24 protein-coding genes are annotated in these 25673 nt (G+C 59.1%); 12 read left to right on the top strand and 12 right to left on the bottom strand.

Going from position 1 to position 25673, the window contains the following annotated elements; genetic code table 11:
• The first annotated feature begins 1 nt into the window (after position 1).
• On the top strand, positions 2 to 1441 hold the full coding sequence (locus tag V8J84_RS01325) for a sulfotransferase family 2 domain-containing protein (RefSeq protein WP_339927786.1): 1440 nt from the start codon (positions 2 to 4) through the stop codon (positions 1439 to 1441).
• Here V8J84_RS01325 and V8J84_RS01320 read toward each other — a convergent pair.
• The 7 genes from V8J84_RS01320 to V8J84_RS01290 form a co-directional block, all read right to left on the bottom strand.
• The gene (locus V8J84_RS01320) at positions 1438 to 1902 is read right to left on the bottom strand and encodes a PTS sugar transporter subunit IIA (RefSeq protein WP_339927785.1); all 465 of its coding nucleotides are present in this window, start codon (positions 1900 to 1902) and stop codon (positions 1438 to 1440) included. The two genes, V8J84_RS01325 and V8J84_RS01320, sit on opposite strands and share 4 nt — an antisense overlap.
• Positions 1903 to 1926: 24 nt before the next feature.
• On the bottom strand, positions 1927 to 2502 hold the full coding sequence (gene hpf / locus V8J84_RS01315; RefSeq protein ID WP_339929048.1) for a ribosome hibernation-promoting factor, HPF/YfiA family: 576 nt from the start codon (positions 2500 to 2502) through the stop codon (positions 1927 to 1929).
• A 239-nt stretch (positions 2503 to 2741) separates the two neighbouring features.
• On the bottom strand, positions 2742 to 3503 hold the full coding sequence (gene lptB, locus V8J84_RS01310) for an LPS export ABC transporter ATP-binding protein (protein ID WP_339927784.1): 762 nt from the start codon (positions 3501 to 3503) through the stop codon (positions 2742 to 2744).
• Positions 3503 to 3976, bottom strand: a complete 474-nt coding sequence (locus tag V8J84_RS01305; protein WP_339927782.1) for an LptA/OstA family protein — start codon at positions 3974 to 3976, stop codon at positions 3503 to 3505. The genes lptB and V8J84_RS01305 overlap by 1 nt, the downstream gene beginning before the upstream one ends.
• The gene (locus V8J84_RS01300) at positions 3973 to 4602 is read right to left on the bottom strand and encodes a hypothetical protein (protein WP_339927780.1); all 630 of its coding nucleotides are present in this window, start codon (positions 4600 to 4602) and stop codon (positions 3973 to 3975) included. The genes V8J84_RS01305 and V8J84_RS01300 overlap by 4 nt, the downstream gene beginning before the upstream one ends.
• Positions 4599 to 5555, bottom strand: coding sequence for a KpsF/GutQ family sugar-phosphate isomerase (locus tag V8J84_RS01295; protein WP_339927778.1), 957 nt, complete (start codon positions 5553 to 5555; stop codon positions 4599 to 4601). Before V8J84_RS01295 ends, V8J84_RS01300 begins: the two co-directional genes overlap by 4 nt.
• On the bottom strand, positions 5555 to 6166 hold the full coding sequence (locus tag V8J84_RS01290; RefSeq protein ID WP_339927776.1) for a ribonuclease D: 612 nt from the start codon (positions 6164 to 6166) through the stop codon (positions 5555 to 5557). Before V8J84_RS01290 ends, V8J84_RS01295 begins: the two co-directional genes overlap by 1 nt.
• A 130-nt stretch (positions 6167 to 6296) precedes the next feature.
• Here V8J84_RS01290 and V8J84_RS01285 point away from each other — a divergent pair, with 130 nt between their 5' ends.
• Both V8J84_RS01285 and V8J84_RS01280 read left to right on the top strand, forming a co-directional pair.
• On the top strand, positions 6297 to 7670 hold the full coding sequence (locus tag V8J84_RS01285; protein WP_339927775.1) for a DUF3179 domain-containing protein: 1374 nt from the start codon (positions 6297 to 6299) through the stop codon (positions 7668 to 7670).
• 54 nt (positions 7671 to 7724) lie between these two features.
• Entirely contained in the window at positions 7725 to 10490 is a 2766-nt protein-coding gene (locus V8J84_RS01280) for an AMP-binding protein (protein WP_339927774.1), read from the top strand.
• On the opposite strand, the gene V8J84_RS01275 is transcribed toward V8J84_RS01280, so the two are convergent.
• Positions 10487 to 11617 carry a cytochrome P450 gene (locus V8J84_RS01275; RefSeq protein ID WP_339927773.1) on the bottom strand — a complete coding sequence of 377 codons (1131 nt, stop codon included), beginning with the start codon at positions 11615 to 11617 and terminating at the stop codon, positions 10487 to 10489. The genes V8J84_RS01280 and V8J84_RS01275 overlap by 4 nt on opposite strands.
• Before the next feature lie 35 nt (positions 11618 to 11652).
• A complete protein-coding gene (locus V8J84_RS01270) occupies positions 11653 to 13305 on the bottom strand; it encodes an AMP-binding protein (RefSeq protein WP_339927771.1) in 1653 nt (550 codons plus the stop codon).
• A 275-nt stretch (positions 13306 to 13580) separates the two neighbouring features.
• Here V8J84_RS01270 and V8J84_RS01265 point away from each other — a divergent pair, with 275 nt between their 5' ends.
• The 5 genes from V8J84_RS01265 (at position 13581) to V8J84_RS01245 (ending at position 17699) form a co-directional block, all read left to right on the top strand.
• A complete protein-coding gene (locus V8J84_RS01265; protein ID WP_339927770.1) occupies positions 13581 to 14519 on the top strand; it encodes a sugar ABC transporter substrate-binding protein in 939 nt (312 codons plus the stop codon).
• A 103-nt stretch (positions 14520 to 14622) separates the two neighbouring features.
• A complete protein-coding gene (locus V8J84_RS01260) occupies positions 14623 to 15705 on the top strand; it encodes an ABC transporter permease (RefSeq protein ID WP_339927768.1) in 1083 nt (360 codons plus the stop codon).
• Between the two features lie 12 nt (positions 15706 to 15717).
• Complete coding sequence (locus V8J84_RS01255; protein ID WP_339927766.1) at positions 15718 to 16491, top strand: ATP-binding cassette domain-containing protein; 774 nt, start codon at positions 15718 to 15720, stop codon at positions 16489 to 16491.
• Positions 16488 to 16697 (top strand): hypothetical protein, encoded by a 210-nt coding sequence (locus tag V8J84_RS01250; protein WP_339927765.1) that lies wholly within the window; start codon positions 16488 to 16490, stop codon positions 16695 to 16697. The genes V8J84_RS01255 and V8J84_RS01250 overlap by 4 nt, the downstream gene beginning before the upstream one ends.
• A 6-nt stretch (positions 16698 to 16703) precedes the next feature.
• Positions 16704 to 17699: a LacI family DNA-binding transcriptional regulator gene (locus V8J84_RS01245; protein WP_339927764.1), complete on the top strand. Its 996-nt coding sequence runs from the start codon at positions 16704 to 16706 to the stop codon at positions 17697 to 17699.
• 6 nt (positions 17700 to 17705) lie between these two features.
• On the opposite strand, the gene V8J84_RS01240 is transcribed toward V8J84_RS01245, so the two are convergent.
• The 3 genes from V8J84_RS01240 to V8J84_RS01230 form a co-directional block, all read right to left on the bottom strand.
• Positions 17706 to 18860, bottom strand: a complete 1155-nt coding sequence (locus V8J84_RS01240; protein ID WP_339927763.1) for a Gfo/Idh/MocA family protein — start codon at positions 18858 to 18860, stop codon at positions 17706 to 17708.
• A gap of 97 nt (positions 18861 to 18957) precedes the next feature.
• Positions 18958 to 19845 carry a TIM barrel protein gene (locus V8J84_RS01235; RefSeq protein WP_339927761.1) on the bottom strand — a complete coding sequence of 296 codons (888 nt, stop codon included), beginning with the start codon at positions 19843 to 19845 and terminating at the stop codon, positions 18958 to 18960.
• Between the two features lie 12 nt (positions 19846 to 19857).
• Entirely contained in the window at positions 19858 to 20958 is a 1101-nt protein-coding gene (locus tag V8J84_RS01230) for a Gfo/Idh/MocA family protein (protein ID WP_339927760.1), read from the bottom strand.
• A gap of 117 nt (positions 20959 to 21075) precedes the next feature.
• On the opposite strand from V8J84_RS01230, the gene iolD reads away from it, so the two are divergent.
• The 4 genes from iolD (at position 21076) to V8J84_RS01210 (ending at position 25673) form a co-directional block, all read left to right on the top strand.
• The gene (gene iolD / locus V8J84_RS01225; RefSeq protein ID WP_339927758.1) at positions 21076 to 22929 is read left to right on the top strand and encodes a 3D-(3,5/4)-trihydroxycyclohexane-1,2-dione acylhydrolase (decyclizing); all 1854 of its coding nucleotides are present in this window, start codon (positions 21076 to 21078) and stop codon (positions 22927 to 22929) included.
• Positions 22929 to 23912 (top strand): 5-dehydro-2-deoxygluconokinase, encoded by a 984-nt coding sequence (iolC, locus tag V8J84_RS01220; RefSeq protein WP_339927756.1) that lies wholly within the window; start codon positions 22929 to 22931, stop codon positions 23910 to 23912. Before iolD ends, iolC begins: the two co-directional genes overlap by 1 nt.
• 12 nt (positions 23913 to 23924) lie before the next feature.
• The gene (locus V8J84_RS01215; protein WP_339927754.1) at positions 23925 to 24767 is read left to right on the top strand and encodes a 5-deoxy-glucuronate isomerase; all 843 of its coding nucleotides are present in this window, start codon (positions 23925 to 23927) and stop codon (positions 24765 to 24767) included.
• A 78-nt stretch (positions 24768 to 24845) separates the two neighbouring features.
• A complete protein-coding gene (locus V8J84_RS01210) occupies positions 24846 to 25673 on the top strand; it encodes a class II fructose-bisphosphate aldolase (protein ID WP_339927753.1) in 828 nt (275 codons plus the stop codon).

Here is a 25673-nt window from a genome sequence, read left to right as displayed (position 1 = left end):
CATGAGCCGTTTTGATTACTTTGTTGTTTTTGCCGAAATGCGCACGGGGTCCAATTTCCTTGAGGCGAACCTGAACCTGTTTGACGGGCTGACCTGTCATGGTGAGGCGTTCAACGCCGCGTTTATCGGGTATCCCAATAAGGACAATATTCTGGGCGTCAGCCAGCCCGAACGTGACGCCAAACCGCTACATCTGCTTGAGACGATCAAGACGAAAACCGATGGTATGGGCGGGTTTCGTTATTTCAACGACCATGACCCGCGCGTCTTTAACACGATCCTGAACGACCCGCGTTGTGCCAAGATTATTCTCACCCGCAATCCGGTCGACAGCTTTGTCAGCTGGAAGATCGCGCAGGCCACGGGGCAGTGGAAGCTGACCAACGTCAAAAACGCCCGCAGCCAGCAGATCACCTTTGATCTCGCTGAATTCGAGGCCCATCTTGAAGGATTGCAAGCCTTTCAGGTGCGCCTGTTGAACGGGCTACAAAAGACAGGCCAGACCGCGTTTTACGTGGCCTATGAAGACCTGCAAGACGTCGATATTATGAACGGCATAGCCATGTTTTTGGGCACTGATGCGCGGATAACGGCGCTCGACAAACAGTTGAAAAAGCAAAATCCCGCACCGATGCAGGACAAGGTGACGAACTTTGCTGACATGGAATTGTCCTTGGCGCGGCTGGACCGGTTCAACCTAAGCCGCACCCCGAATTTCGAACCACGGCGCGGGCCCAATACCCCTAGCTTTGTCGCTGCTGTCGATAGCCCGCTGCTCTATCTGCCGATCAAATCCGGGCCGGAGGATGTGACACGCAACTGGCTGGCACAGCTGGACGGCAAGACCGCAGATATGCTGCGCACCGGCATGAACCAGAACGCACTGCGCGACTGGCTTGATGATACTCCGGGACATCGTAGTTTCACCGTGATCCGCCATCCTGTTGCGCGGGCGCACGCGGCGTTCTGCGACAAAATTCTTGCGATGCGCAAAGACAGTTTTCCTGAAATCCGGCAGACGCTGCGCAAGGTTCACAAGCTTCCGATCCCCGATTACGCGCCAGAGCCCGAGACCGACAGCCGCTATGGCATCGCCGATCATCGCACGGCTTTTCTGTCGTTTCTGGGTTTTCTAAAGAACAATCTGTCTGCGCAAACGGCCGTGCGTGTTGATCCTGCGTGGGCCAGCCAACTTGCCGTGATGCAGGGGTTTGCGGGCTTTGGCCTACCCGATTTGATCGTGAGAGAAGACCGGATGCAGCAAGACCTTGCAATTCTGGCCAGCCAGATCGGTCACGAGACAATGCCGGGTATCCCAGCGGGCACAGACCCGCATGCCGACCGTCTTGCCCAGATTTGTGATGCAGAGATCGAAGCGGCAGCGCGCGCGGCTTACGCCCGCGACTATACCGCGTTCGGCTTTGGCGATTATCAGCCCTAGGCGGCTTGGATCGCGTTCAGTTCTGTCAGGATTGTGTGCAGCGTGCTGGGGTCCGTGTTGGCCCGCAGCTTTGCCTGAATGGCCGGATCGCGCATGGTGCGTGACACCAGCGCCAGCGCCTTGAGGTGCTCAACGCCGGCGTTCGTCGGGGCCAGCAGGCAGAATATCAGATCAACGGGCAGGCGATCGACCGCATCAAATTCAATCGGCTTTTCAAGGCGCAGGAAAACGCCGCTGACCTTATCAACATCGTCCATGCGGGCGTGGGGAAGGGCAATACCATGCCCCACCCCTGTCGGGCCAAGACCCTCGCGTTCGACCAGAGCATCAATCACATCGGCGGCGCGGAAACCATAGCTGGCCTCCGCGACGTCGCCCAGATCGTGGAACAGGCGTTTCTTGCTGGAACAGGATGCAGTCACCTTAACGGCGTCAGCTTTAAGTATCATAGAGAGATCCATTTTTCCTGCCTTCCAGCGGCGGCATCACCCCGCCTTCCGAGGATCGATCCACCCAATATTTCCGTCTTCACGCCGGTAAACGACGTTGATGCTACTGCTCTTTTCATTGGTGAATACCAACACTGGCGCGTCAGCGAGTTCCATTTGCATGACAGCCTCTCCTACCGACAAAGACGGAATTTTGCTTTCCGTTTCTGCGATGATCATGGCGTTGACTGTGTCTTGCTCGGCTTCCCCCGACTCGTCTGATGGAGCGAGGATATAGGACCCTGCGTCGCTAAGTTCAACTGGTTGTGATCGTTCCTTATGGTGATCTTTCAACCTGCGCTTGTATCGGCGCAGCTGTTTGTCCATCTTTTCGCAGCATCCGTCAAAAGCGGCATAGATTTCAGTGGCATGCGCCTTGGCCTGCGCTGTCAGACCGGTCGACAAATGCACAACAGCCTCGCAAACAAACTCGTGGCCGGACTTGGAAAAGACCACATAGGCCTCTGTCGGTCGGCCGGAATATTTGTTGACCGTTTCGCCCAATTCCTCGCGCACATGGGTTTGAAGTGCCTCACCAATGTCGATTTGCTTACCACTGATTTGATACCGCATTGCGTCTCCTTCTTTGACGTGTTTGCAGTGCGGCGCAATTGGCCGCACACCCGCCTTAGCGGGCTGTCCTGCATATTGAGGTAAATGATAACAGCTTGTTTCTTAACGGTTTAAGATCACCCTCCGGCAAAGTTGCCAGCGCGGTGCGTGTCGAAAGAACCAAGTCCATCATCCCCATCATTTGGCGACGATCCTAGCTGATTGTCAATGATGAAGGTATTAACGATGACATGGGAGGGTCAGTTTACGCGGAAACCCTGACCCAGATAGACGCGGCGCACATCGTCGTTGCGCACGACTTCGTCGGTGGTGCCGCTCATCAAAACTTTGCCGTCGTGCAAGATGTAGGCGCGGTCGACGATTTGCAGGGTTTCCTGCACGTTGTGATCGGTAATCAGCACGCCGATGCCACGGTTTTTCAGGTCGGCCACCAGATGTCTGATCTCGCCCACGGCAATCGGATCAACACCAGCAAAGGGTTCGTCCAGCAGGACATATTTTGGCCCTGCGGCAAGACAGCGCGCAATCTCGGCGCGCCGCCTTTCCCCCCCTGACAAGGCCAGCGCAGGTGCACGGCGCAGGTGTTCGATGGAAAATTCCGACAGCAATTCTTCTAGCCGTTCGCGGCGTTTGACCGGATCATCAACAGCGATCTCAAGAATGGCTTTGATGTTGTCCTCGACCGACAATCCGCGAAAGATCGACATTTCCTGCGGCAGGTATCCGATGCCCAGCTTGGCACGGCGATACATCGGCAGGGTCGTGACATCGCGCCCGTCAATCACCACCTGACCGCCCTCGGGCGTGACCAATCCAGCGATGGAATAAAAGCAGGTGGTCTTGCCAGAGCCGTTTGGCCCCAGCAGTGCCACCACCTCGCCGCGGCCCAGCTCCATGCTGACATCGCGGATCACGAGGCGTTTACGGTAGCTTTTGCGCAGGTTCAGGATCTTCAGGCCGACATCACCGTCCTGCACTGTCAGGTCGGGACCGCCGTCCATCAGTTGTTGCCCTGACTGAATACCGTGCGCACACGTCCGTCCATGCGGGCCGTGCCATCGGCCACGTTGATCACCATACGATCAGCCGACAGAGCGCTTGGCCCTTGGGTCAGCAGCACGTTGCCGGATAATGTCAGCGTTCCGTTTGTAATGTTATAGTCGGCGCTGTCGGCCTCTGCCGCCTCTGTCGCGGTCACGAATGTGACGCCGCCCGACGCAAGCAGTTGTCCGATATCGCCTGTTGCATCGTCATAGACCACGCGGATCGCGCCTGCCGCCATGCGCAGGTCGCCTTGGCCAACCACCACATTGCCGGTAAATTGCGCCGTGCCGGTATCCTGATCCACAGACAGGCTGTCGGCGGACACTTCAACCTCGGCGCTGGGATCAACGGTCAGGCCGCCCAGATCAATTTTGGTTTGTGCCGTTGCAGGCAGCGCCATGATGGCGAAAAGGGCAATAAGCCGGATCATTCTGAAATACCTCTCGCCAAATTATTAGGGGTGTATAGCAGGCGGACGCCATCTGTGAACAGCATCTGCTGCCCCTCTCCGTCTGATGTGACGGCGATCCTGATCCGGCCAGCGGTCAGTTCGCCATAAGGGGCCTGAATTTCTAGCGCGCCATCGGATGTAATAATGCCGGTATTCAAATCGGCGCGCAGTCCATTGGTTTCCATCACATAGCCGCTGGATGTGGTCAGCCGTGCAAGCCCTTCCAGCAGGGCGGTGTTCTGCATCGTGTCGATAATACTGGCACCTGACGTCACATCGACGCGGCTGCCATCGGGCGCATCAAGCGACAGTGACAGCGCATCCACGACGACCTCGCTTGGTTTGGCGGGGTCGGGGCGGGCATTGCGGGCCGCGATGGATACGATTGACCCGTCATCGGCGACGCCTGAAAAGCGCGGCGCAGAAATGCTTTGATCGCGGGCAATCGCGGCAATGTCACTGATGGGGATCGCAGGTTCTTCTGACGGGGCGCGAGCAAACAGGAAGAGCGTCGATAAAAGCGCCAGCGCGGAGAGCGGCAAGATGATTTTGGCCCAGACGACCAGTTGCGAATGAAAGTTGTCCCGCACCATGGTCGCCGTCACACGACGCCAGCGCGTAGGCAGTCGTGGATATGCAGGACACCAACCACACGATCAGATCCGGCAGGATCAACGACAAACAGACAGGTGATTTTACCCTGCATCTGTGCGACCGCCGCCTCGGCAAGCATATCGGGGCCGGTTGTGACTGGATTTGCGGTCATCACCTCGCCTGCGGTGCGATCAAGCAATCCGTCCATGTGACGGCGCAGGTCGCCATCGGTGACAACGCCTACCAGACGATGGTTGTCATTCAGCACCGCCGCGACGCCGAACCCCTTCTGGCTGATGGTCAAAAGCACATCGCTCATCGGGGTGGCTTCACCCACCAGTGGGATCGCATCGCCGGTGTGCATCAGGTCACCGACCCGCGACAGTTGCGCCCCCAGCTTGCCGCCGGGATGAAAATCGCGGAAGTTTTCCGGCGTGAAGTTGCGTGCTTCCATCAGGGCAATAGCAAGGGCGTCACCGACGGCCAGCGACATGGTGGTTGATACCGTTGGCACCACACCTGTGCCGCATGCCTCGCCCAACTGGGGGATGTTCAGGCGGATGTCTGACTGGCTTCCTAACGTGCTGTCAGCGCGACTGGTCAGCGCGATCAATGGGATGTCAAAGCGGCGCGTGTAGGCCACCAGATGCGCCAGTTCTGGCGCTTCGCCCGAATTGGACAGGGCAAGAACCACGTCACCTGTGGTGACCATTCCCAGATCACCATGGCTTGCCTCGGCGGGGTGGACGAATTGCGCTGGTGTGCCTGTTGAGGCCAGCGTTGCCGCAATCTTGCGGGCAATGTGGCCGGATTTGCCCATGCCCGACACAATCACACGCCCCTGTGCCGCTAGAATGATCCCGACCGTTTCGGCAAACCCGTCGCCCAGCCCATCAGCCAGTGCCGTCAACGCCTCGGCCTCTTGCCGGATCACGCGGCGCGCAGTGTCGAGATAGGACGCCATCAGTGCGCGAAAATGTCTTGGTCGGGCCAACCCGCCACATCAAGTCCGGCCCGCATTGGCAGGAACTGGAAACAGGCCCGTGCCATGTCCATCCGGTTTTCACGCTCCAGCTTTTCATTCAGGGCATCGCGCAGCTTATGCAGATAAAGCACGTCAGAGGCCGCGTAATCCAGCTGTGCTGTCGTCAGTGTCTCGGCACCCCAATCGGATTGCTGCTGATGCTTAGAGATATCAACGCCGACCAATTCGTGCAGCAGGTGCTTCAGCCCGTGGCGGTCTGTAAAGGTGCGCACCAGTTTGGATGCGATCTTGGTGCAGTAAACCGGCGTGGTCACCGCGCCAAAGGTTTTCAGCAGGGCGGCGATATCAAACCGGCCAAAGTGAAACAGCTTGAGAATGTCCGGGTTTTCCAGCATCGCCACCAGATTAGGCGCTTCGGTCTGGCCCATGGACACCTGAACCAGATGGCAATCGCCGTCGCCGCCGCTCATCTGGATGAGGCACAGGCGGTCGCGATGCGGGTTCAGGCCCATCGTTTCGCAATCAATGGCGACGATCGGTCCAAGGTCCAGCCCGTCGGGCAAATCGTTCTGGTAAAGATGGTTGGCCATGCGCGTGTCCTCGGTTGTTTAATAGGTCAGATACGGTCTTTGCCCCGCTGCGGCAACACTCACGAGGGGTTGAACGCGGCGTGAGGCGCTTTTGCGCTATCACGGGGCAACTGAATGAAAGGTTACATCCATGATGACCACCCGACGCGCCCTTCTGGGCAGTGCTGCCGCGCTGACGCTGGTGCTGCCCGCCTCGCATGTGCTGGCGCAGACCGATCCGTTGTTCCAACTGCAATGGAACGTCGTGTTTGCCACACCTGATCGCGGGAGGGTCGCGCTGGATGAAATCGCGGCGCGGGGCGATGCGGATTTAGCGGCAGGTCTGATCCTTGCGATGCGGGTCAGTGCGCTGGACCGTGAAGAGATTTCCCAAACGCTTGCCGCTATCACCGGCGAAGGTCGTGCCGATACGTGGTTTGACTGGATGCTCTGGCAAGAGGCCCATCCGGAGGTCGTGCCGCATCCCACTTATGCCCGTCTGATGCGCGAGGTTCACCTGCGGATTGATCGCGGTTTTGACGTGTTTCTGAACGATGCCAATCTGCAACCCGACGTCATGAAGATCCGCATCGAAGAGATCGTCTGGGGCGGTGTGCGCGTTGATGGCATTCCGTCGCTGGACAATCCTGACCTGATCCCTGTGGCCGAGGCAGATTACTTGCGTCCCGATGATCTGGTCTTTGGGGTGTCGATTAACGGCGATACCCGTGCCTACCCCCTGCGAATTATGGGCTGGCACGAAATGTTCAACGAGGTGATCGGCGGCGTGCCAGTGGCGCTGGCGTATTGCACGCTGTGCGGCTCTGGCATCCTTTTTGAGACGCAAGTGCCGGGGCGCGCAGCACCGCTGGTTTTCGGATCATCGGGCTTTCTGTACCGGTCCAATAAACTGATGTTTGATCGCGCCACCAATTCCCTTTGGAACCAGTTCACGGGCGAACCTGTGGTCGGGCCGTTGGTTGGAAGCGGGATTACCCTGTCGCAGCGGCCTGTGGCGATCGACACTTGGGCCAACTGGTCATCGGCACATCCTGACAGCCGCGTGCTGTCGCTTGAGACCGGACATCGCCGCGACTATGGCTCTGGTGTGGTCTATAACGATTACTTTGCATCGCCAGACCTGATGTTCCCTGCCTTGGTCGATGAGACAGATGCCCGCCAAAAGGACTATGTGTTCGGCGTGCGCCAGTTTGGCGGGTCCAAGGCGTGGCCGCTGCAAGCCTTTACTGATCGAAGAATTATCAACGACGGGATGCTGGACACACCGCTGGTTCTGATCGGTGATCCCGATACCCGCAGTGTGCGCGCCTATGAACGTGGCGCCTTGCAATTCCAGCAATCGGATGGCGGGCTTGCGGCAAATGACGGCACCACGTGGCAGGTGACAGAGGCCGCGCTGATCGGTCCCGATGGCACGCAGCTTGCGCGTGTGGCGGGGCATATCGCGTATTGGTTTGCGTGGGACAGCTATGTCGGGGCAGCATCTGAGCGGTTCGACGGTTAAAACCGTTTAGCAATAAAAGTTGCGGGATGCGGCGGTCTTGGGTCAAATGACCTGATGACCAATACGTCACCCATCATGGTCGCACTGCGCGACGCCAGCGTGCTGACACCCGACGCTCCCGCTGTGATCGGTGAAGATGGCGGCATCGTAACCTACGCTAAGGTCATGACGCGGCTGGAGGATATCACCGCGTCCTGTGCCGCAGCAGGTTTGACGTCGTCCCATCGCGTGGCGACCTTGCTGCCTGATACCGCGGACACAGCGTTGTTCCAGCTTGCTGTGGCCGCGCATCATTCGCTTATGCCGCTGAACCCGAGCCTGACAGACGGTGAACTAGCCGCGCTTGTGCAGCGGGCCCATGTTGATCTCTTGGTTGCGGACGGTGACAGCGATCAGGCGCGGCGCGTGGCCGCGCTGGGGGATGTGCCGGTTGTGGCATTGGCAGATATGATGGCCCGTCGTGCGCCAAAGGTGGCATCACGGGCCGATGGTCAGCACGATGTCGGGCTAACGTTGCTGACATCAGGATCGACAGGCCTGCCCAAAATGGTGCGGATCAGCCCCGAGGCGATGCTGGCCTCTGCGCACAACATCATCGCGACCCTATCACTGGGCCCGGATGATCGTGCCTTGCACGCCTTGCCGATGTTCCACATTGGCGCTGTGGTGGACCTGCTGTTGGTGCCGCTTTTATCAGGCGGCAGCACCGTGGTCTGCGCGGGGCGCGGCCCAGCTGATTTGTCAGCAGCAGTCACGGCGCATCAGGTCACTTGGATGCAGCTTGTGCCGACCATGTTGACCCGATGCCTTGCTGATTGTGACGCTGCAACGTTGCAGCGCATGGGGCGCGATCTTGATTTCATCAGAATGGTGTCGGCTGATCTGTCTGCGGACCTTCAGCATCGGGCAGAACAGGCCTTTGGCACGCCGCTTATCCAAATGTACGGAATGACAGAAACCGCGGGGCAGATATGTTCCAACCCCCGCCCGCCCGCGCAATCTCGCGCAACCAGCGTTGGCCTTGTCGCTGGACCCGAGGTGGCGATCCTTGATGCGCATGGTGGCAAGCTGCCCGCTGGGCGCGAGGGTGAGGTGTGCGTGCGCGGTGACACGGTTTTTGACGGCTACGAAGGGCAAGACAAGGGCGAGGCATTCTTCAACAACTGGTTCCGCACCGGTGATCTGGGCCGGTTTGACGACGACGGATATCTTTTCCTGACAGGCCGCAAGAAAGAGATGATCAATCAGGGTGGTGAGAAAATCTCACCGCTTGAGATCGAGCGGGTCGCGTTGTCGCTTGATGGTGTGACCGAGGCCGCGTCCTACCCGCTTGCGCATCCGACACTTGGCGAACAGCCGGGGCTAAGCGTTGTTTCCCATCTGCCTGCCGATCAGATCATGGCGCATTTGCGGACCAACCTTGCGCACTACAAATTGCCGCGCACCATCGACATCCGGGCTGCATTGCCGCGACTTGGCGGCGGCAAGGTCGACAAACTGGCGCTGATCCGCGCGGCTGAAACCGAAACTGACACAGCGGAAGCAGAGACGACATGGACAGGCACAGCGCTGGTCGTGGCGGGAATTTGGGCAGACACGCTTAACGCAAAAACCCCTGGTGCAGACACTGATTTCTTTGATGCCGGCGGCGATAGCCTGTCAGCGACGACCTTTATTCTGGCGGTCGAAAAGAAGCTGGGCACACGGCTGGACCCGAACATCCTGTTCAACCATCCCACATTTGGCGGTGTCATTGCACATCTCCCGACCGCTGCAACGGTGCAGTCGGACGAGGCGCCAATATTGGGTTACGTGCGGCGCATGATGGCGGGTTGGCCGGGGTCGCCCACGCTTGATGGCGGGATCATCCGCAGTCTTGGCACGGCTGGCGATGCGCAACCGATTTTCTGGTGCGGCACCGGCAGCGATGAGGGGCTTGCCCTGCAAGAGGCGCTGGGCTTTGCGCACCCGATCTACACCATGCTGCCCACGGCGCGGTTTCCCGGACGTAACGATGCCGATCGTGCTTTGCTGGCCGATACCTATGTCGCCGAAATTGCGCAGATCGCGCCTGATGGACCGCTGGTGATTGGCGGCTTTTGTGACGGTGGCCGGATCATGGAACTGGTGGCCGACAGGCTTGTCGCGGCGGGCCGCGAAATCAGATGTTTTATCAGCGGGGATTATTGGTTCAAGCGCCCCACTGCCTATCCGGTTTTTCACATTTTCAGTCGCGATATCCGGTTTAGCGCCGCCGTGTTCTATCAGCGCCCAGAACTTGCTTTCGGGCTGTTACATCCGGTTGGCGCGAATGCTGTGAACATCGACAGCGTTCACCATCTGAACGCCCAAAGCCTTGCGCATATCGCCAACCGGTTGCGCGATGTGGTCACGGGTGACCACCAGTTTACGCCATTCACCTCGCACTCTGTGCCATTCGCAGATCGCGGGACGCTGCATCACGCGCGGTTACGGATCAAAACTCGGCGCTTTGTTGGTGCGGGAGAGCAGTTTGACGTGATCTTTGACGTGCAAAACCGGAGCGCATTGCCTTGGGGGCCAACGTCCGAAAGCGGGATCAGTCTGGCGGTACATGCGTTCAACTTTGACAACTATCCGCGCCAATATAACATCGGCTACCACGATCTGGAGCAAACCGTCATGCCGGGTCAAAGCGTGACGCTGACCCTTCGCACGACGTTTCCCGACAAAAGACTGCCGATGCTGCTGCGATGCGTTGTCACCGATCAGGGCATCTGTGATTTCAGTAAGTCTGACGGGGGCCGTGTGAACCGCTTGGTGTTGCCAAAGCTGTTCTAGGTCGGCCAGTGAACCTTGACGCCGCGCGGCCAGCGATGCCCGAACATCGGGGCGTAATGCAGGCCGCTGGCATCAACAACCGCGCCGCTGTCCTGTAACGCGCGCGCAAATCCTGCGATCATCGCCACGCCAAGCTGTTCACCGATGCAACTGTGCCGCCCCGCGCCAAAAGTGAGCGGCTCTTGCGCGTTGGTACTTTGCAGGGCGAGGAAAACCGGCGTGCCGACAGCCACATCGTGACCGTGCATGCTAAACGCCTCGCGGCAGACGCGGGGGATAATCTGGGCGGGGGTCTGGCTGGCCAAAACTGTCCGCACGTTGTCTTCGGACACCTGAATATCAGCCATAGCGACCTGTGCGATCCCGGCCTCGATATTTTCGACCCCGTCGGCCAGAACTAGCAGGGCATTATCGACGATATGTTGCTGCGACAGGGCGGGGTTGTCGGACTGAAAGCGGCGCAGGCCTGCCACAAGCGTATCATCAGCGTCCGTCAGGTGCGCGGCCATCATCGCCCGCGCATCATCGAGCGCTGCATTGGTCTTTTCAAAAATGGCAGCGTCCTGAACCGGAGCAAATAGCCGGAAGAATGCAGCGGTGGCCGATTTGATCTGCGCAGTTGTTGCCTCTAACCCGACGAAGGCCGCGATCGTTTGGCAGGCAAAATCCTGTGCTGCGTCGTCAATCAGATCAATCCGGTCAGGCGTTTGGACCTGCGCAATTTTTGCCGCAGCGCGATCAGGTATCGTGGGCGCAAATACCTTGAACGTGTCGTGGAAACTGCGTGTCAGCGCCTGACGCGGCAGCTTGTGGTCCGGCTGGTCCTGAAACGGCGGGATATGCGCGGCAAGGCTTGCGGCGGTGTATTTGCCTGCATTACGTGCGTGCAGCGTGGAAAAGCGGGATGGGGCATTGCCCAGCGCCTTGGATGACAGCATCGCCTTGATGTCGTCGTGTCGCGTCATCACAAAGCCGCCGGATTTCACGGGCGCCAATGGCGCGTTATCGCGTAGCCATGCATAGGTGGCGTGCGGATCAGCGACGAAACCGGGGTCGAGCAGATCAACCGGAAGTGTGATCTCTGGCGCTTTAGACCCACTGCCGAACAGTTTTCGCAATTTCAGCATTGGTATGCTCCTAATGGGCCCGCAGGCTTGCGCGGTCAGTCCGCAGCGATCCCTAGCTCGGACATCATCTTATCGCGCATGATAAATTTCTGCGGTTTACCCGTAACAGTCATCGGCATTTCATCCACGATCCGCACGATGGCGGGCACTTTGAAATAGGCGATCTGGTCTTTGCAATGCGCAGTGATGTCATTTGCGGTCAGGCTTTGCCCGTCGTGCGGGATGATCCACGCGCAGACAATCTCGCCCAGTTTGTCATCAGGGATGCCGAATACCTGTGCTGTGGCCACGGCGGGATGCTCGAAAAGATAGTCCTCGATCTCTTTGGGAAACACGTTTTCACCGCCGCGGCAGATCATGTCCTTCACGCGGCCCGTGATCGTGCAATAGCCCTCGGCATCAAGCGTCGCCAGATCACCGGTGTGCATCCAGCCATCTGCGTCGATGCTGTCGGCGGTCTTGGCGTCGTCGCCCCAGTATCCGCGCATCACTGAATAGCCGCGGGTGAGCAGTTCACCCTGCGCACCAACCGGCACCGTTGCACCATCCTCGCCCACAATCCGCACCTCTACATGCGGGTGGATACGGCCCACCGACGACACGCGCTGCTGGATCGGATCATCGACGTTGGATTGGAAAGACACCGGCGACGTTTCGGTCATGCCATAGGCAATGGTGACTTCTGACATGTTCATATCCGCCTGCACGCGGCGCATCACCGCAATCGGGCAGGGCGCGCCCGCCATGATGCCGGTGCGCAGATGCGACAAGTCGTAGCTGTCGAAATCGGGCAAGGCCATCTCGGCGACAAACATCGTCGGCACACCGAAAAGAGCGGTGCATTTTTCGTCCGATACCGTTTGCAGCGTAGCGGCGGGCTCAAACCCTTCACCGGGGATCACCATCGTGGCCCCCTTGGTGACACAGCCCAGCGTGCCCATCACCATGCCAAAGCAGTGATAGAACGGCACCGGAATACAAAGCCTGTCGTCTTTGGTGAAGTTCATCGTCGCAGTCGTGAAATGCGCGTTGTTGACGATGTTGTGGTGCGTCAGGCACGCGCCTTTGGGGCTGCCCGTAGTGCCGGATGTGAACTGGATATTGATCGGGTCATGCGGGTCGAGCGCGATGGCATCCAGTGCCATGGGATCGCTTTTGCCAAGCAGATCATCGAAGGATGACATGCCCGATGGTGTCTGATCTCCCATCACAAAAATATGCGTCAGATCAGACAGGTCTGCCTTGGCCTGCACCTCTTGCAGCATCGCGATGTAGTCCGACGATTTGAACTGCGTGGCTGTCACGATGGCCTTGCAGCCCACAGTTTTCAGCGCGTATCCCAGCTCGCTCGGGCGGTAGGCGGGATTGATGCACACAAGGATCGCACCGATGCGCGCGGTGGCGAATTGTGTCAGCAGCCACTCCACACGGTTGGGCGACCATATCCCGACACGGTCCCCTTTGCTGATGCCCGCGCGCAGAAATCCGGTTGCGAGTTGATCCACCCGATCCGCAAATTCCGCATAGGTCCAGCGCACATCCTGAGCGGTGAATACAGCGCAAGGATGATCGGGCAGGCGCGCGGCGGTTTGCGCTAGAAGCGCGGGAATGGTCAGGTCAAGCAGCGGCGCGGCGGTGTCGCCGTGAACGTGTGATTGTCCGTTTTGCGGTGTGCGGGTCAGTGCCATGGCGTCATCCTCTTGCGCCGCAGCTTACGCGTCTGGGGATGGTTTGCCAGCCCGTTGTGATGCCCTTCCCGCGCCTTTGCAGGCCGTTAGAAATGAAAATGCAACCGGTTGCAAAAAAATGCGCACCCGCTAAGGTGACGTAGGGTGCTTGAGCCGGGGGATTCCGAATCAATCGCGATCTAAGGGTGGATTGCATCCGCATGAATGACCAACGCCTGAAACACAGGTCCCGGTATAATAACGCGTGCGCCGGGCACGTTCCTTGGGAGGAAACCATGAAGAAACTAATGCTGGCCGCTGGCCTGATGTCCCTGATGGGCACAACTGCTTTTGCGCAAATGCAGATCGGTGTGTCTGTTGCACGTTTTGACGACAACGGCCTGACTGTGATGCGCAACGGCATGACAGCCTTTGACGAAGCCAACGACGATGTCGCACTTCAGGTTGAAGACGCAACTGATGACGTGGCCAAGCAGCTTGACCAGATCAACAACTTCATCGCGTCCGGTGTTGATGCGATCATCGTGAACGCTGTTGACACAAACGCAACCGAGGCGATGTCGAACGCAGCTGCGTCCGCCGGTGTGCCACTGGTCTACGTGAACCGTCAGCCCATCAACATGGACACGCTGCCAGACGGTCAGGCTTTCGTTGCTTCCAACGAGATCGAGTCCGGCACATTGGCCGCATTCCAGATGTGCCGTCAGCTGCGTGCTGAAGGTAAAGCGGGTGGTGCAACGGCTTACGTTCTGGTCGGTCAGCTGTCCAACCAGGCTGCTGTTCAGCGGACCAAAGACTTCCATGACGTGATCGGCATGGACATGTGCAACTTCATCACCATCATCGACGAGCAGACAGCAAACTGGTCGCGCGACGAAGCCAACGACCTGATGACAAACTGGATCTCCTCCGGTGAGGAATTCGACGCTGTCTTTGGTAACAACGACGAAATGGCGCTGGGTGCTATTCAGGCCATGAAGGCCGCTGGCATCTCCATGGACGACGTTGTCGTTGGTGGTGTTGATGCGACTTCCGACGCGCTGCTGGCAATGTCGGCTGGCGACATGGACGTCACAGTGTTCCAGGACCTTGCAGGTCAGGGTGCAGGTTCCATCCAGACAGCGATGGCACTGGCCAACGGCGAAGAAGTCGACAAGACAGTCTTCATCCCGTTCAAGCTGGTGACACCGGACAACCTGTCCGAGTTCCAGTAAAACCCGCGCGGTTTTCTGTAGCCATCACACGACCATGTGGGGCAGCCGATGTGCTGCCCCATATCACACCAATCACGGCACATGATTTTAGGGGAGCTGGCAGATGTCAGAGAATAGCGACGGGACAGGTGGTCTGACCTTCGACAAATCCAAACGCCAATGGCCGAACGAACTGAACGTTTTTGGCGCGCTTATTCTGATTATCGTCATCTTCGAAGTGCTGGGGCAGGTGCTGCCTTACATGAACGGGCAAAGCCTGTTGTTCGACACCCGCGACCGTTTCGACACCATTTTCAACGAACAGCGTTTGCGCATCATAATCGTCCAGGTTGCCATTATCGGCATCATCGCGCTGGGCGTCACTCAGGTGATTATCACCGCTGGGATTGATCTGTCGTCCGGGTCTGTCGTCGGTGCTGCGGCCATGATCGCGATGAGCTTCGCGCAAGTGGCCGAGGTTAATGGCAACCCCAATCCAAAGGCCATTTTTGGCGAATGGGCGCTTGATCTGCCGTGGATCATTCCGGTTCTGGTAGGTCTTGGTGTGGGATTGATGGCGGGTGCGGTCAACGGCCTGCTGGTCGCCTTCGCCCGCATCCCCCCGTTTATCGCGACCCTTGGCATGATGCTGTTTGCACGCGGTGTCGCCCAGTGGTGGTCGCGCGGTAACCCTGTGTCTTTCCCCACCGAAAGCTACGCGCAAATCGGCGCGGGCATGATGCCCGTGATTATCTTCCTGTCGCTGGCAGTGCTGTTTCATTTCGTGATGAACTACACCGTCTACGGCAAACACACCTACGCCATCGGATCAAACGAGGCAGCGGCCCGCATGTCGGGCATCAACGTGCCGGGCCATCTTGTGCTGGTCTACATCATCGCAGGCATGCTGGCCGGACTGGCCGCCGTGATCCTGACGTCCAAGAACCTGACCGCGCAATCAGGCATGGGCCTGACCTATGAGCTTGAGGCGATCGCCATGGCCGTCATCGGCGGCGTGTCGCTATTTGGCGGGCGCGGGTCGATCATTGGCACGGTGATTGGTGCATTGATCATCGGCGTCATCACCTCTGGCTTTACGTTCCTCAAGCTGGGCGCTTTCTATCAGGAAATGGTGCTGGGTATGATCATCGTCAGTGCGGTTGCACTTGACCAATGGCAACAACAACGCGCCGCGTCGCGGGCATAAGGGGCACAGGACATGTCAGATATCATTCTTGAAACCAAAGGCCTGACCAAACACTACGGTGGTGTGCACGCGCTGGAAGAGGCGAATTTCCAGCTGAAACGCGGTGAGCACGTGGCCATCATGGGCGACAACGGCGCGGGGAAATCCACCTTTGTGCGCCAGATAACCGGCGTGGAACAACGCACGCGCGGCACTGTGGTATTTGACGGAGCCGAGGTGAATTTTGCTGGCCCATTGGACGCACGCGAGGCGGGGATCGAAACGGTCTTTCAGACGCTTGCCTTGGCGGACGATCTGAATGTGCCGGACAACCTGTTTCTGGGCCGTGAAAAGACCAAATGGAACTGGCTTGGCCCGTTCCGGTTGCTCGACTATAAGGCTATGAAAGAAGATACGATGGCGGGGCTTGTGAAAACGGGCGTCAAAATTCCCAACATCAAGAACACCATCGCCAATATGTCGGGTGGTCAGCGCCAATGCGTTGCGATTGCGCGGACAGCGACGTTTGCGTCCAAGCTAACGATCATGGACGAACCAACCGCCGCCCTTGGCGTGCAGGAGACCGCGCAGGTAGAAAACATCGTGCGGACGCTGAAAGAGCAGGGCGAAAGCCTGATTCTTGTGTCGCATAACATGCGGCAGGTGTTTGATCTTGTGGACCGGATCGTCGTGTTCCGCCGTGGCCGCATCGTGGCGAACCTGAATGTCGCAGATACCGATGGGAACGATGTCGTGTCCTATATCACTGGCGCCAAAACCGGTGCGGAGTATGAAGGCGCGGCATGAAGCTGCTTGATCTAGAACATCCATTCTTTGCCCCCGTTGCAACCCGCGTGATCGTCACTGCGATCTGCGCGGGTTGGGGACTGTTTGAACTGTCGTCAGGCGCGGTCTTCTGGGCGATGTTTTTCCTTGGTCTGGCCCTGATCTGCGGCTGGCGTTTTGCCACGATAGACTATAGCGCGTTGCCCGATCAGAAAGACAAGGACTGACGGGGTATGGCTGTAACGCTCAAGGACGTGGCAGAACTGGCGGGCGTGTCCCGCTCGGCGGTGTCGCGCACCTATACCGAAGGCGCGTCCGTGTCGGCCAAGACCCGCGAGAAGGTCCGCCGTGCCGCTGATGATCTGGGCTATAGCCCCAATGCCTTGGCCTCGTCACTAACCACTGGCCGGACCAAGATGATCGGGTTGATTTCCAACAACTTTCACAACCCGATTTTCCTACAGGTCTTTGATCTGTTCACCAAGAACCTGCAAGACCGTGGCCTGCGCCCCTTGCTGGTAAACCTCACGGATGAGACTGACCCGCAAGCCTCGGTTCAGATGCTGCGGCAGTATTCTGTGGACGGTGTGATCGTCGCATCCTCGACCTTGCCCGAAAGCTTTGCCGAGGCATTTGCCGATGCGAACATGCCCGTTGTACACAGCTTTGGCCGCCACACCGACAGCCCCCGCGTGAACACACTTGGTATCGACAATATCGAAGCGGGGCGGCTGGCGGCAGAGACGCTATTGGCCCGCGGCTATCGCAATGTCGGGTTTCTTGGCGGGCCGGAAAGCGCGACCTCAACACAGGACCGCTTATCGGGCTTTGCAGCCGCGCTGCGCAACACGGCCGCCACGCTGAGCACGTCGTTTGCCAGCCAGTATTCGTTCGAAGCAGGCCGCGCAGAGATGCTGCGTTTGATGGATGAACCACTGGCCGAAGCCTATTTCTGTGGTGACGATGTGCTGTCCATCGGCGTGCTGTCAGCGTTGCAAAGCAAGGGGCTGTCGGTGCCGCAGGACGTGGGGATCATCGGTCTGAACGACATGGAAATGGCCGCGTGGGACAACATTAACCTGACCACGATCCACAACCCGATTGGCCGGATTATCGAATCCTCTGTCGGGCTGGTCGCTGATCTGGTGCAGGATGGTGACTTGCCGACAAAGGCGCGACGGTTCGATTGTCATGTCGTCGACAGGGGCACGTTGCGGCCCCTGCCATAAAGCATTTCAGCGGAACATCGGCGGGCGCGCATCGAGCCATGCGCCGTCCTTTTTCCCGCTTTCTGCCACAGCAAAGACCGCCGCCATCGACCGCAAACCGTCTTCGGCGCGGGGATAGAGGTTCGCTGCCGGATCCATCACGCGACCTTCTTTGCGGGCGTTAATCGCCTCGGCCAGATCGGTGTAGATGTTGGCGAACGCCAACGGCATGCCTTCGGCATGACCGATGGTGACGCGGGTGGTGCGGTCGGCCTCTGGCGACAGGTTCGCCTCACCACGTTCGATGATCTGAAGGCGTTCGCCCAGTGGCATGTAGTACAGCTGGTTGGGGTGTTCCTGGCTCCAGCGCAGACCGCCGGTTTCGCCGAACACTTGAATACCAAGCCCGTGCTGCCGCCCGATCGCGATAGAGCTAGTCCAAAGCCGCCCGACAGCGCCACCGTCCATACGGAAGTTCACCATCGCGTCGTCTTCCAATGTCCGCACGTCAATGCAAGACACTGTATCTGCTGACAATTTCGTCACTTCCTGCCCTGTCACGAACGACGCCATATGCATTGCATGGATACCGCAGTCGGCGAACTGCGCCGACACGCCAGCCTGCGCCGGATCATACCGCCAGCGAACGCGGGGGTTGTCGGCGTCGGTCGCGTCGGCGTGGTGGCCATGGGCGAATTCGGCGTTCACAAGGCGCACCTTGCCGATGTCACCGCGGGCGATCATTGCCTTCATATGGCGGACAAGTGAATAACCCGTGTATCCGTAGTTCACCGCGCAGATTCTGCCGGTTTTCTTCGCGATCTCGACAATCTCTTCGCCCTCTTCCACGGTCATGGTCATCGGCTTTTCACACAACACGTTGAACCCGCCTTCAAGGAAGGATTTGGTGATTTCAAAGTGGGTGCTATTGGGCGTTGCAACAGTGACCAAGTCTATGGGATCGCTGCGCTTTTTCTCGGCTGCGAGCATTTCTTCCCAGCCGCCATACGCGCGGTCACCAAGGCCCAAGCGCTGGCCGTAGTCGATGCCGTATTCGGGGCGGTGATCAAGCGCGCCGGCGGTGAATTCGAATAGCCCATCAAGGCCCGCGCCAAGGCGGTGGGCCGGTCCGATCTGGCTGCCTTCGCCGCCGCCGATCATGCCCCATTTCAGTTTCGTCATTTGCGTTAATCTTTCGGTGAGAAGGTCAGTTTATCAAGATCACAGAGCGTGCACCGGACGTGCACAGCGCGTGCACGGGCGCGTCGCCGTAGAAAGGTTAGAACCCGATGGATTGAAGATAAGCACGGTTCAGTTTTGCATCGTCAACGGGGGATGTGTCGCCTTCGGGGTCACAGTCTTGTTCGACTGTGCACCAGCCGCTGAACCCATTGTCGATCAGAATTTGACGCACAGCAGGGAAGTCTACATCGCCATCGCCCAGATTGCAGAAGATGCCGTCGCCGCAAGCCTCGTAGAAATCGGTGCGGTTGGCCACAACCTTGGCTTTCACCTTCGGGTCAATGTCTTTGAAGTGCATGTAGCTGATGCGGTCGATGTGTTTGCGCATGAATGCAACAGGATCAAAACCGGCATAAGAGTGGTGGCCCGTGTCAAAACAGATTTTCAGGATGTTGGCGTCAACTTCGTCCAGCAGACGCTCCAGCTCAGGCTCGAAGTCGATGAAACCGGCGGCGTGGGCGTGCATACCAACAGTCAGCCCGTATTCTTCCGCGCCCATCTTGGCGACGGTTGCGATGCGATCACGGAAGGCGGACCATTCGGCGGTATCCATTTGCTCGGCCTCATCCGCACGGCCAGCAGTAGGCGCGCGGCGGGGCGAGATGCTGTCGATCAGGACAAGGTGTTCAGCCCCGTGCGCCTTGAGCGCCTTGCAGGTGCGCACGGCACCGTCCATCACGTCATCCCAAGCGGCGGGATCGTGGAACGGGCGAAAGACCACGCCGCCAACAAGCGTCTGGCCAAACTCTTCGAGCGCGTCACCCAGCAGGGCAGGGTCCTCGGGCATGAAGCCAACCGGCCCCAGTTCAATCCCGGTGTAGCCAGCGGCGGCGTTTTCTTGCAGCACCTTTCGCCACGCGGGATTACGGGGGTCGTCTGCAAATTCGACACCCCAGGAACAGGGCGCGTTACCGATTTTGATCATTGTGTTGGTCCTTTAGAAATCCGCGACCTGCACCCAAGCGTTGCGTTCGCTTGAGGCATGGGTGGCGGCAACAATGCGGTTCACCTCCAGCCCTTCTTGGAAGGTGGGCCAGACGGGTGTTTTGGTGGCGATGGCCGTGAGGAAATCCTTGGCCTCGATGATGATCTGGTCGTTGTAGCCTGTGCCGTGACCGGGGCCTTGGCAGAATGGCAGGTAATCGGGGTGGTTCGGGCCTGTCAGAATCTTGCGAAAGCCGCGTTCGGCCTCCGGCCCTTCGGCAAGGTAAAGATGGATCGCGTTCTGATCTTCCTGATCAAAACGGATATGACCCTTGGTGCCGTGTATTTCGTAAGCGTAGCCCATCTTGCGACCCATCGCGACGCGGGAAAAGAACATGTGCCCCTGCGCGCCGCTGGCGAAACGGCACATCATTTGCGCCAGATCGTCGTTGGTCACGGCGTCACCGTCGCGGGTTTTGTGGACTGTCTCGGTGACCGCGCACAGGCTTTTGATTGGTCCCATCAGCGCGTGTGCGGCGTTAATCATATGCGGGGCCAGATCACCCATGCAGCCGTTGGCGCGGCCCTGCGCGCGCCAGCCGCCGATGGCGGGGTCGGCAAAGAAATCCTCGGTCATTTCACCGCGAAACCAGATGACATCGCCGATGCGCCCCTCGGCCAGAAGCTGGCGGGCGTATTGGGATGCGGGCGTGCGGATGTAGTTAAAACCGACCATGTTGGCGACGCCTGCTTGCGTGGCCGCATCCACCATCGCGCGGCTGTCGTCCATGGATGTGCCAAGCGGCTTTTCACACAGCACAGGCTTGCCAGCGGCGAAGGCGGCCAGTGCAATCTCGCGGTGGGTGGCTTGGGGGGAGGCGATGACCACCGCCTCGACCTTGGGATCATCGACCAGAACGCGCCAGTCGTCGGTTGCGCGGGCAAAGCCATAGGTGTTGCGATACTTTTCTGCCGACTCAGGTGACGTCGCGCAGACCATCTCTAATCGTGGCGTCAGGGCCGTGTCGAACACAGCTTTTACAGCGCCAAAGGCCACGGCATGCGCCTTGCCCATATAGCCGCCACCGATGATGCCGATCCCGATCTCAGACATTGGTGAACCCTCCCGCAGAAACCGATTGCAACCGGTTGCAAAATGCGTATCGTGGTTTAGGGCGGCGGGTCAATATGCAATCTGCGCCTTGCAGATTTTGTAGCGGGGGACACGGCTGTGAGCGAGACAATTAAGCTGACGACGGCGCAGGCGATCATCCGTTATCTGGCCGCGCAGTTTATCGAGATTGACGGTGTGAAGAACCGCCTGTGCGGTGGCGGATTTGGCATTTTCGGCCACGGCAATGTGACCTGCCTTGGCGAGGCGCTTTATGATCATCGCGACGTGTTGCCGCTGTATCGCGGGCAGAACGAGCAGGGGATGGGCTTTGCCGCTGCTGGTTATGCCAAGGCGCACCTGCGCCGCCGGTTTATGTTTTGCACGGCGTCCGCTGGTCCGGGCACGGCGAACCTGCTGACGGCGGCGGCGCTGGCCCACGCGAACCGTCTGCCAATGCTGATGCTGTGTGGTGACGCATTCCTGACGCGCCTGCCTGATCCTGTATTGCAGCAGTTGGAGCATTTCGGGAACCCGACGCTGGGCGTGAATGATGCGTTCAAGGCGGTGTCGCGATTCTGGGACCGGATCACGCACCCCGCGCAGATCATCCAGTCGCTGCCAGCGGCGCTGGCCACGATGCTGGACCCCGCCGATTGCGGGCCAGCTTTCATTGGCTTGCCGCAGGATGTGCAGGGCTGGACCTATGATTATCCGGTGTCGTTCCTTGAGGAGCGGGTGCACCGTATCCGTCGCCAAGCGCCTGACGCAGCCGAGGTGGCAGACGCCATTGCGTTGCTGAAAACCGCCAAGCGACCAATGATTATCGCGGGTGGCGGTGTGCAATATTCCGGCGCTGTGGCGGATCTGACCGCCTTTGCGGAGACTACTGGTATTCCCGTCGTTGAGACGATTGCGGGTCGGGCGAATATGCTGAATACGCATCCGCTGAACATCGGCCCAATTGGCGTGACGGGGTCGAATTCTGCCAACACGATTGCCGAAGAGGCGGATGTTATTCTGGCAGTTGGCACGCGTTTGCAGGATTTTACCACTGGGTCATGGACCGCCTTTGCCCAAGACGCCAAGATCATCGGCGTGAACGCAGCGCGGCACGACGCAGCCAAGCATATGTCGATGACCGTCGTGGGTGATGCTAAGCTGGCGCTTGAAGCGTTGGCAAGCGGCTACAAAGCGCCCGACAGCTGGAAGGCCCATGCGCAGGAAGAGCGTGCGAAGTGGAACGACTACGTTGCCACGAACACGGGGTTGGGCAACGGCCCCGCCAGCTATGCCCAAGCGATTGGCGAGGTGAACCGCCTGTGTGATCCCCGCGACCGCGTTGTTGCGGCGGCTGGTGGTCTGCCTGCCGAAGTCACGGCCAACTGGCGCACACTGGATATCGGCACGGTGGATGTAGAATTCGGCTTCTCGTGCATGGGCTACGAGATCGCGGGCGGCTGGGGCGCGCGCATTGCACAGAGTGAGCAGGAGCCGGAAAGTGATACCATCGTGTTCACCGGTGACGGGTCGTATCTGCTTATGAACTCCGACCTTTATTCATCCGTCCTGACCGATAAAAAGATGATCGTGATGGTGCTGGATAACGGCGGCTTTGCCGTCATCAACAAATTGCAGAACAACACAGGCAACGAGAGTTTCAACAACCTGATCGCGGATACGCCAACGGCGACAACGCAGGCGCGGGTCGACTTTGAAGCACACGCGAAATCCATGGGCGCACTGGCGGAAACCGTGGATAGCCCCGCTGGGTTGGAAGAGGCGTTCAAGCGCGCCAAGGCCGCCGACCGGACATACGTAATCGTCATGCAGGTTGACCCCTACGACGGCTGGACGACCGAAGGCCACACATGGTGGGAGGTCGGCACGCCCTATGTGACCGACAACCCAAAGGTCGCCGCAGCGCATAAAGATCAGGAAAGCACGCGACCCCGTCAGCGTAAGGGCGTGTGATGGACAAGCTGCTGGATGGCATCGCCAAAAACAGCTTTGTCGTGGTGGGGCGCGTGGGCATGGACCTTTATCCAGACCCGCCGGGCACCGCGACCGAAGACGCAACCGAGATGACCGTGGATATGGGCGGTTCCTCCGCCAACATCGCTGCGGGGATCGTGAAACTCGGCGGCAAGGCGGCGCTGGTCACGCGTGTGTCCGACGATAGCGTCGGACGGTTCTGTGTCGGCAAGCTCAAGCACTACGGCGTGGATACCACGCATGTGACACACATTGGCGGCGAATACCGCAACTCGCTCGCGGTTTACGAAAGCCGGATTGAAGGGCACCAATCCACGATCTACCGCAATGGTGCCGCTGATTTCCAAATGGATGAGGCGGATGTGGCGGCGGTGGACTACGGGGCATATGGCGCGCTCATCACCGCAGGCACCGTTTTCGCGGCGGAACCTTCGCGCAGCGCCACCTTCGCCGCATTCGCCCATGCCAAAGCCGCTGGCCTGCCCGTGATTTTCGACGTGGATTACCGCCCCTATTCATGGCCCTCTCCACAGGTCGCCGCCGATGTCCTGAGCCGTGCCGCGATGGAATGCGACATGATCGTTGGCAACGATGAAGAGTTCGGTTTTATGGCGGGCGACTATGCCAAGGGCCTCGACAAGGCCCGCGACCTGGCCGCAACAACCGCCAGCATTGTGGTCTACAAGATGGGCCACGAAGGCGCCGTGACCTTCGCGGGCGATCAGGAAATTCGCACGGGTATCTTCCCCGTCGACGCGCTCAAACCCACGGGTGCGGGCGACAGTTTCATGGCGGGCTTGATGACGGGCCTTGCCGCAGGCCAACCACTGAAAGATGCGATTTTGCGCGGTTCGGCCTGTGCCTCTATAACTGTGTCCAAACCGGGCTGCGCGCCAGCCATGCCAGACACTGCGACACTGACCCAATTCATGGCCGACCACCCCGGCCCCACCGCTGCCTAAAGGATCACGCCCATGCATATCCCGCCGTTCGACAACCAGAACAAACCGATTGTGGATATCGATGATCCAACGGTGCCGCTGAACTATTTCAACATCGTAAAGCTGACGAAGGGCCAAGCGTTTGAATACGCCGTGCCGGGGTATGAGACGTGCATCGTGCCAGCCACTGGCACCGTTGATATCGACATCGAAGGGTTCAAGGTCGACGGCATCGGTCAGCGGGTCGAGGACGTTTGGGATGGCGAGCCGGAGGGCGTTTATGTTCCGGTGGCCGCCAAAGCCACGATGGTCTGCACGTCCGACAACGCCGAAGTGTTCATCTGCGGCGCGCGTTACGACAAAGTGCTGGATGCCTTCGCCGTCCGCGCGAACGAGCTGGACAAGGTGCAATACGGGTCAGACGACACGAAAACCCACCGCAAGATCAAACACATCCTTGGCACGAAATACCACGACAAGGTTGGCCGCTTGCTGGTGTCCGAACTCTTCACCGTGGGCGAAGGTGGCTGGTCCGGCTTCCCGTCGCACAAGCACGATACCGACCGCCTGCCGCAGGAAACGCGCCACGACGAAACCTACAACTTCCGGTTCAAGCCCAACCACGGGTCCGGCGTGCAGATGCTGCAACGCGAGGACGGGAAGGCGGGCGATGCCTATCACATCGTCGATGGCTCCACGATCTGCCTTGATAGCGGCTACCATCCCTGCGCGGTGCTGCCGGGTTATCAGATGTATTACTTCACGATCCTTGGCGGCCTGTCACAACGCAGCCTTGTGCAATACTTCCAGCCGTCCCACGCCTATCAGGTTGAGACGATACCGGGCATCAAGGACATGATCGCGAAGTTCAAGTAGACCCTCCGGGTATCATTTTGCCAAAAATACTCGCCCCGCTGGCAAGCGTCCCACCAGCACAAAACGAACGGACTTCACATGCCTCTCGTCACCCTCTCTGATGTCCTGCAACCCGCGCTAAAGCACGGTCACGCAGTCGGTGGTCTGGTCACGCTTGGCTGGGAAGACATGCGCGCTTATGTGGCGGCAGCCGAGGCTGAAGACTGCCCCGTCATCCTGCAAGCGGGGCCGGGGTGCCGCGCGCATACGCCGCTGCCGGTGCTGGGGCGGATGTTCCGCTATCTCGCCCAAGAGGCCAGCGTACCTGTCGTGGCGCATCTGGATCACGGATATACCTATGATGACTGCGCCGAGGCACTGGATGCGGGTTTCACCTCGTTGATGTTTGACGGGTCGCGTCTGCCTTTGGCGGACAATATTGCGCAGACACGGGCCGTGGTGGAACTGGCACATGCCGCGGGCATTTCCTGCGAGGGCGAGATCGGCTTTGTGGGCTATGACGCGGGCGAGGCGTCAAGCGGAACCGACCCGCAAGAGGCGGCGCGTTTTGCCGCCGAAACCGGTGTGGATGCGATGGCCATCTCCGTGGGCAACGTGCACTTGCAACAGGACAAGCAAGGCGGGTTGGACGAGGCGCGGATCGCGGCCATTCAGGCAGTCACGGATGTCCCATTGGTCATTCACGGCGGCTCGGGCGTGCCGATTGAACAGCGCAGAAAACTGGCGCGAGAGACAAGCATCTGCAAGTTTAACATCGGGACAGAGTTGCGGATGGCCTTTGGCGACGCGCTTAGGACGGCGGTGAACAGCGATCCCGACAGGTTTGATCGCAACACCATCCTCAAAGACACCGAGACACCCGTAACAGAGGCCGCACGCGGCGTTCTCCGCGCGCTGAAAGGATAA

The sequence above is a fragment of the Yoonia sp. 208BN28-4 genome, from assembly GCF_037543925.1.
Taxonomy (GTDB): domain Bacteria; phylum Pseudomonadota; class Alphaproteobacteria; order Rhodobacterales; family Rhodobacteraceae; genus Yoonia.
The sequence above is the reverse complement of the archived record's forward strand: the minus strand, read 5'-3'. Positions and strand labels throughout refer to the sequence as shown.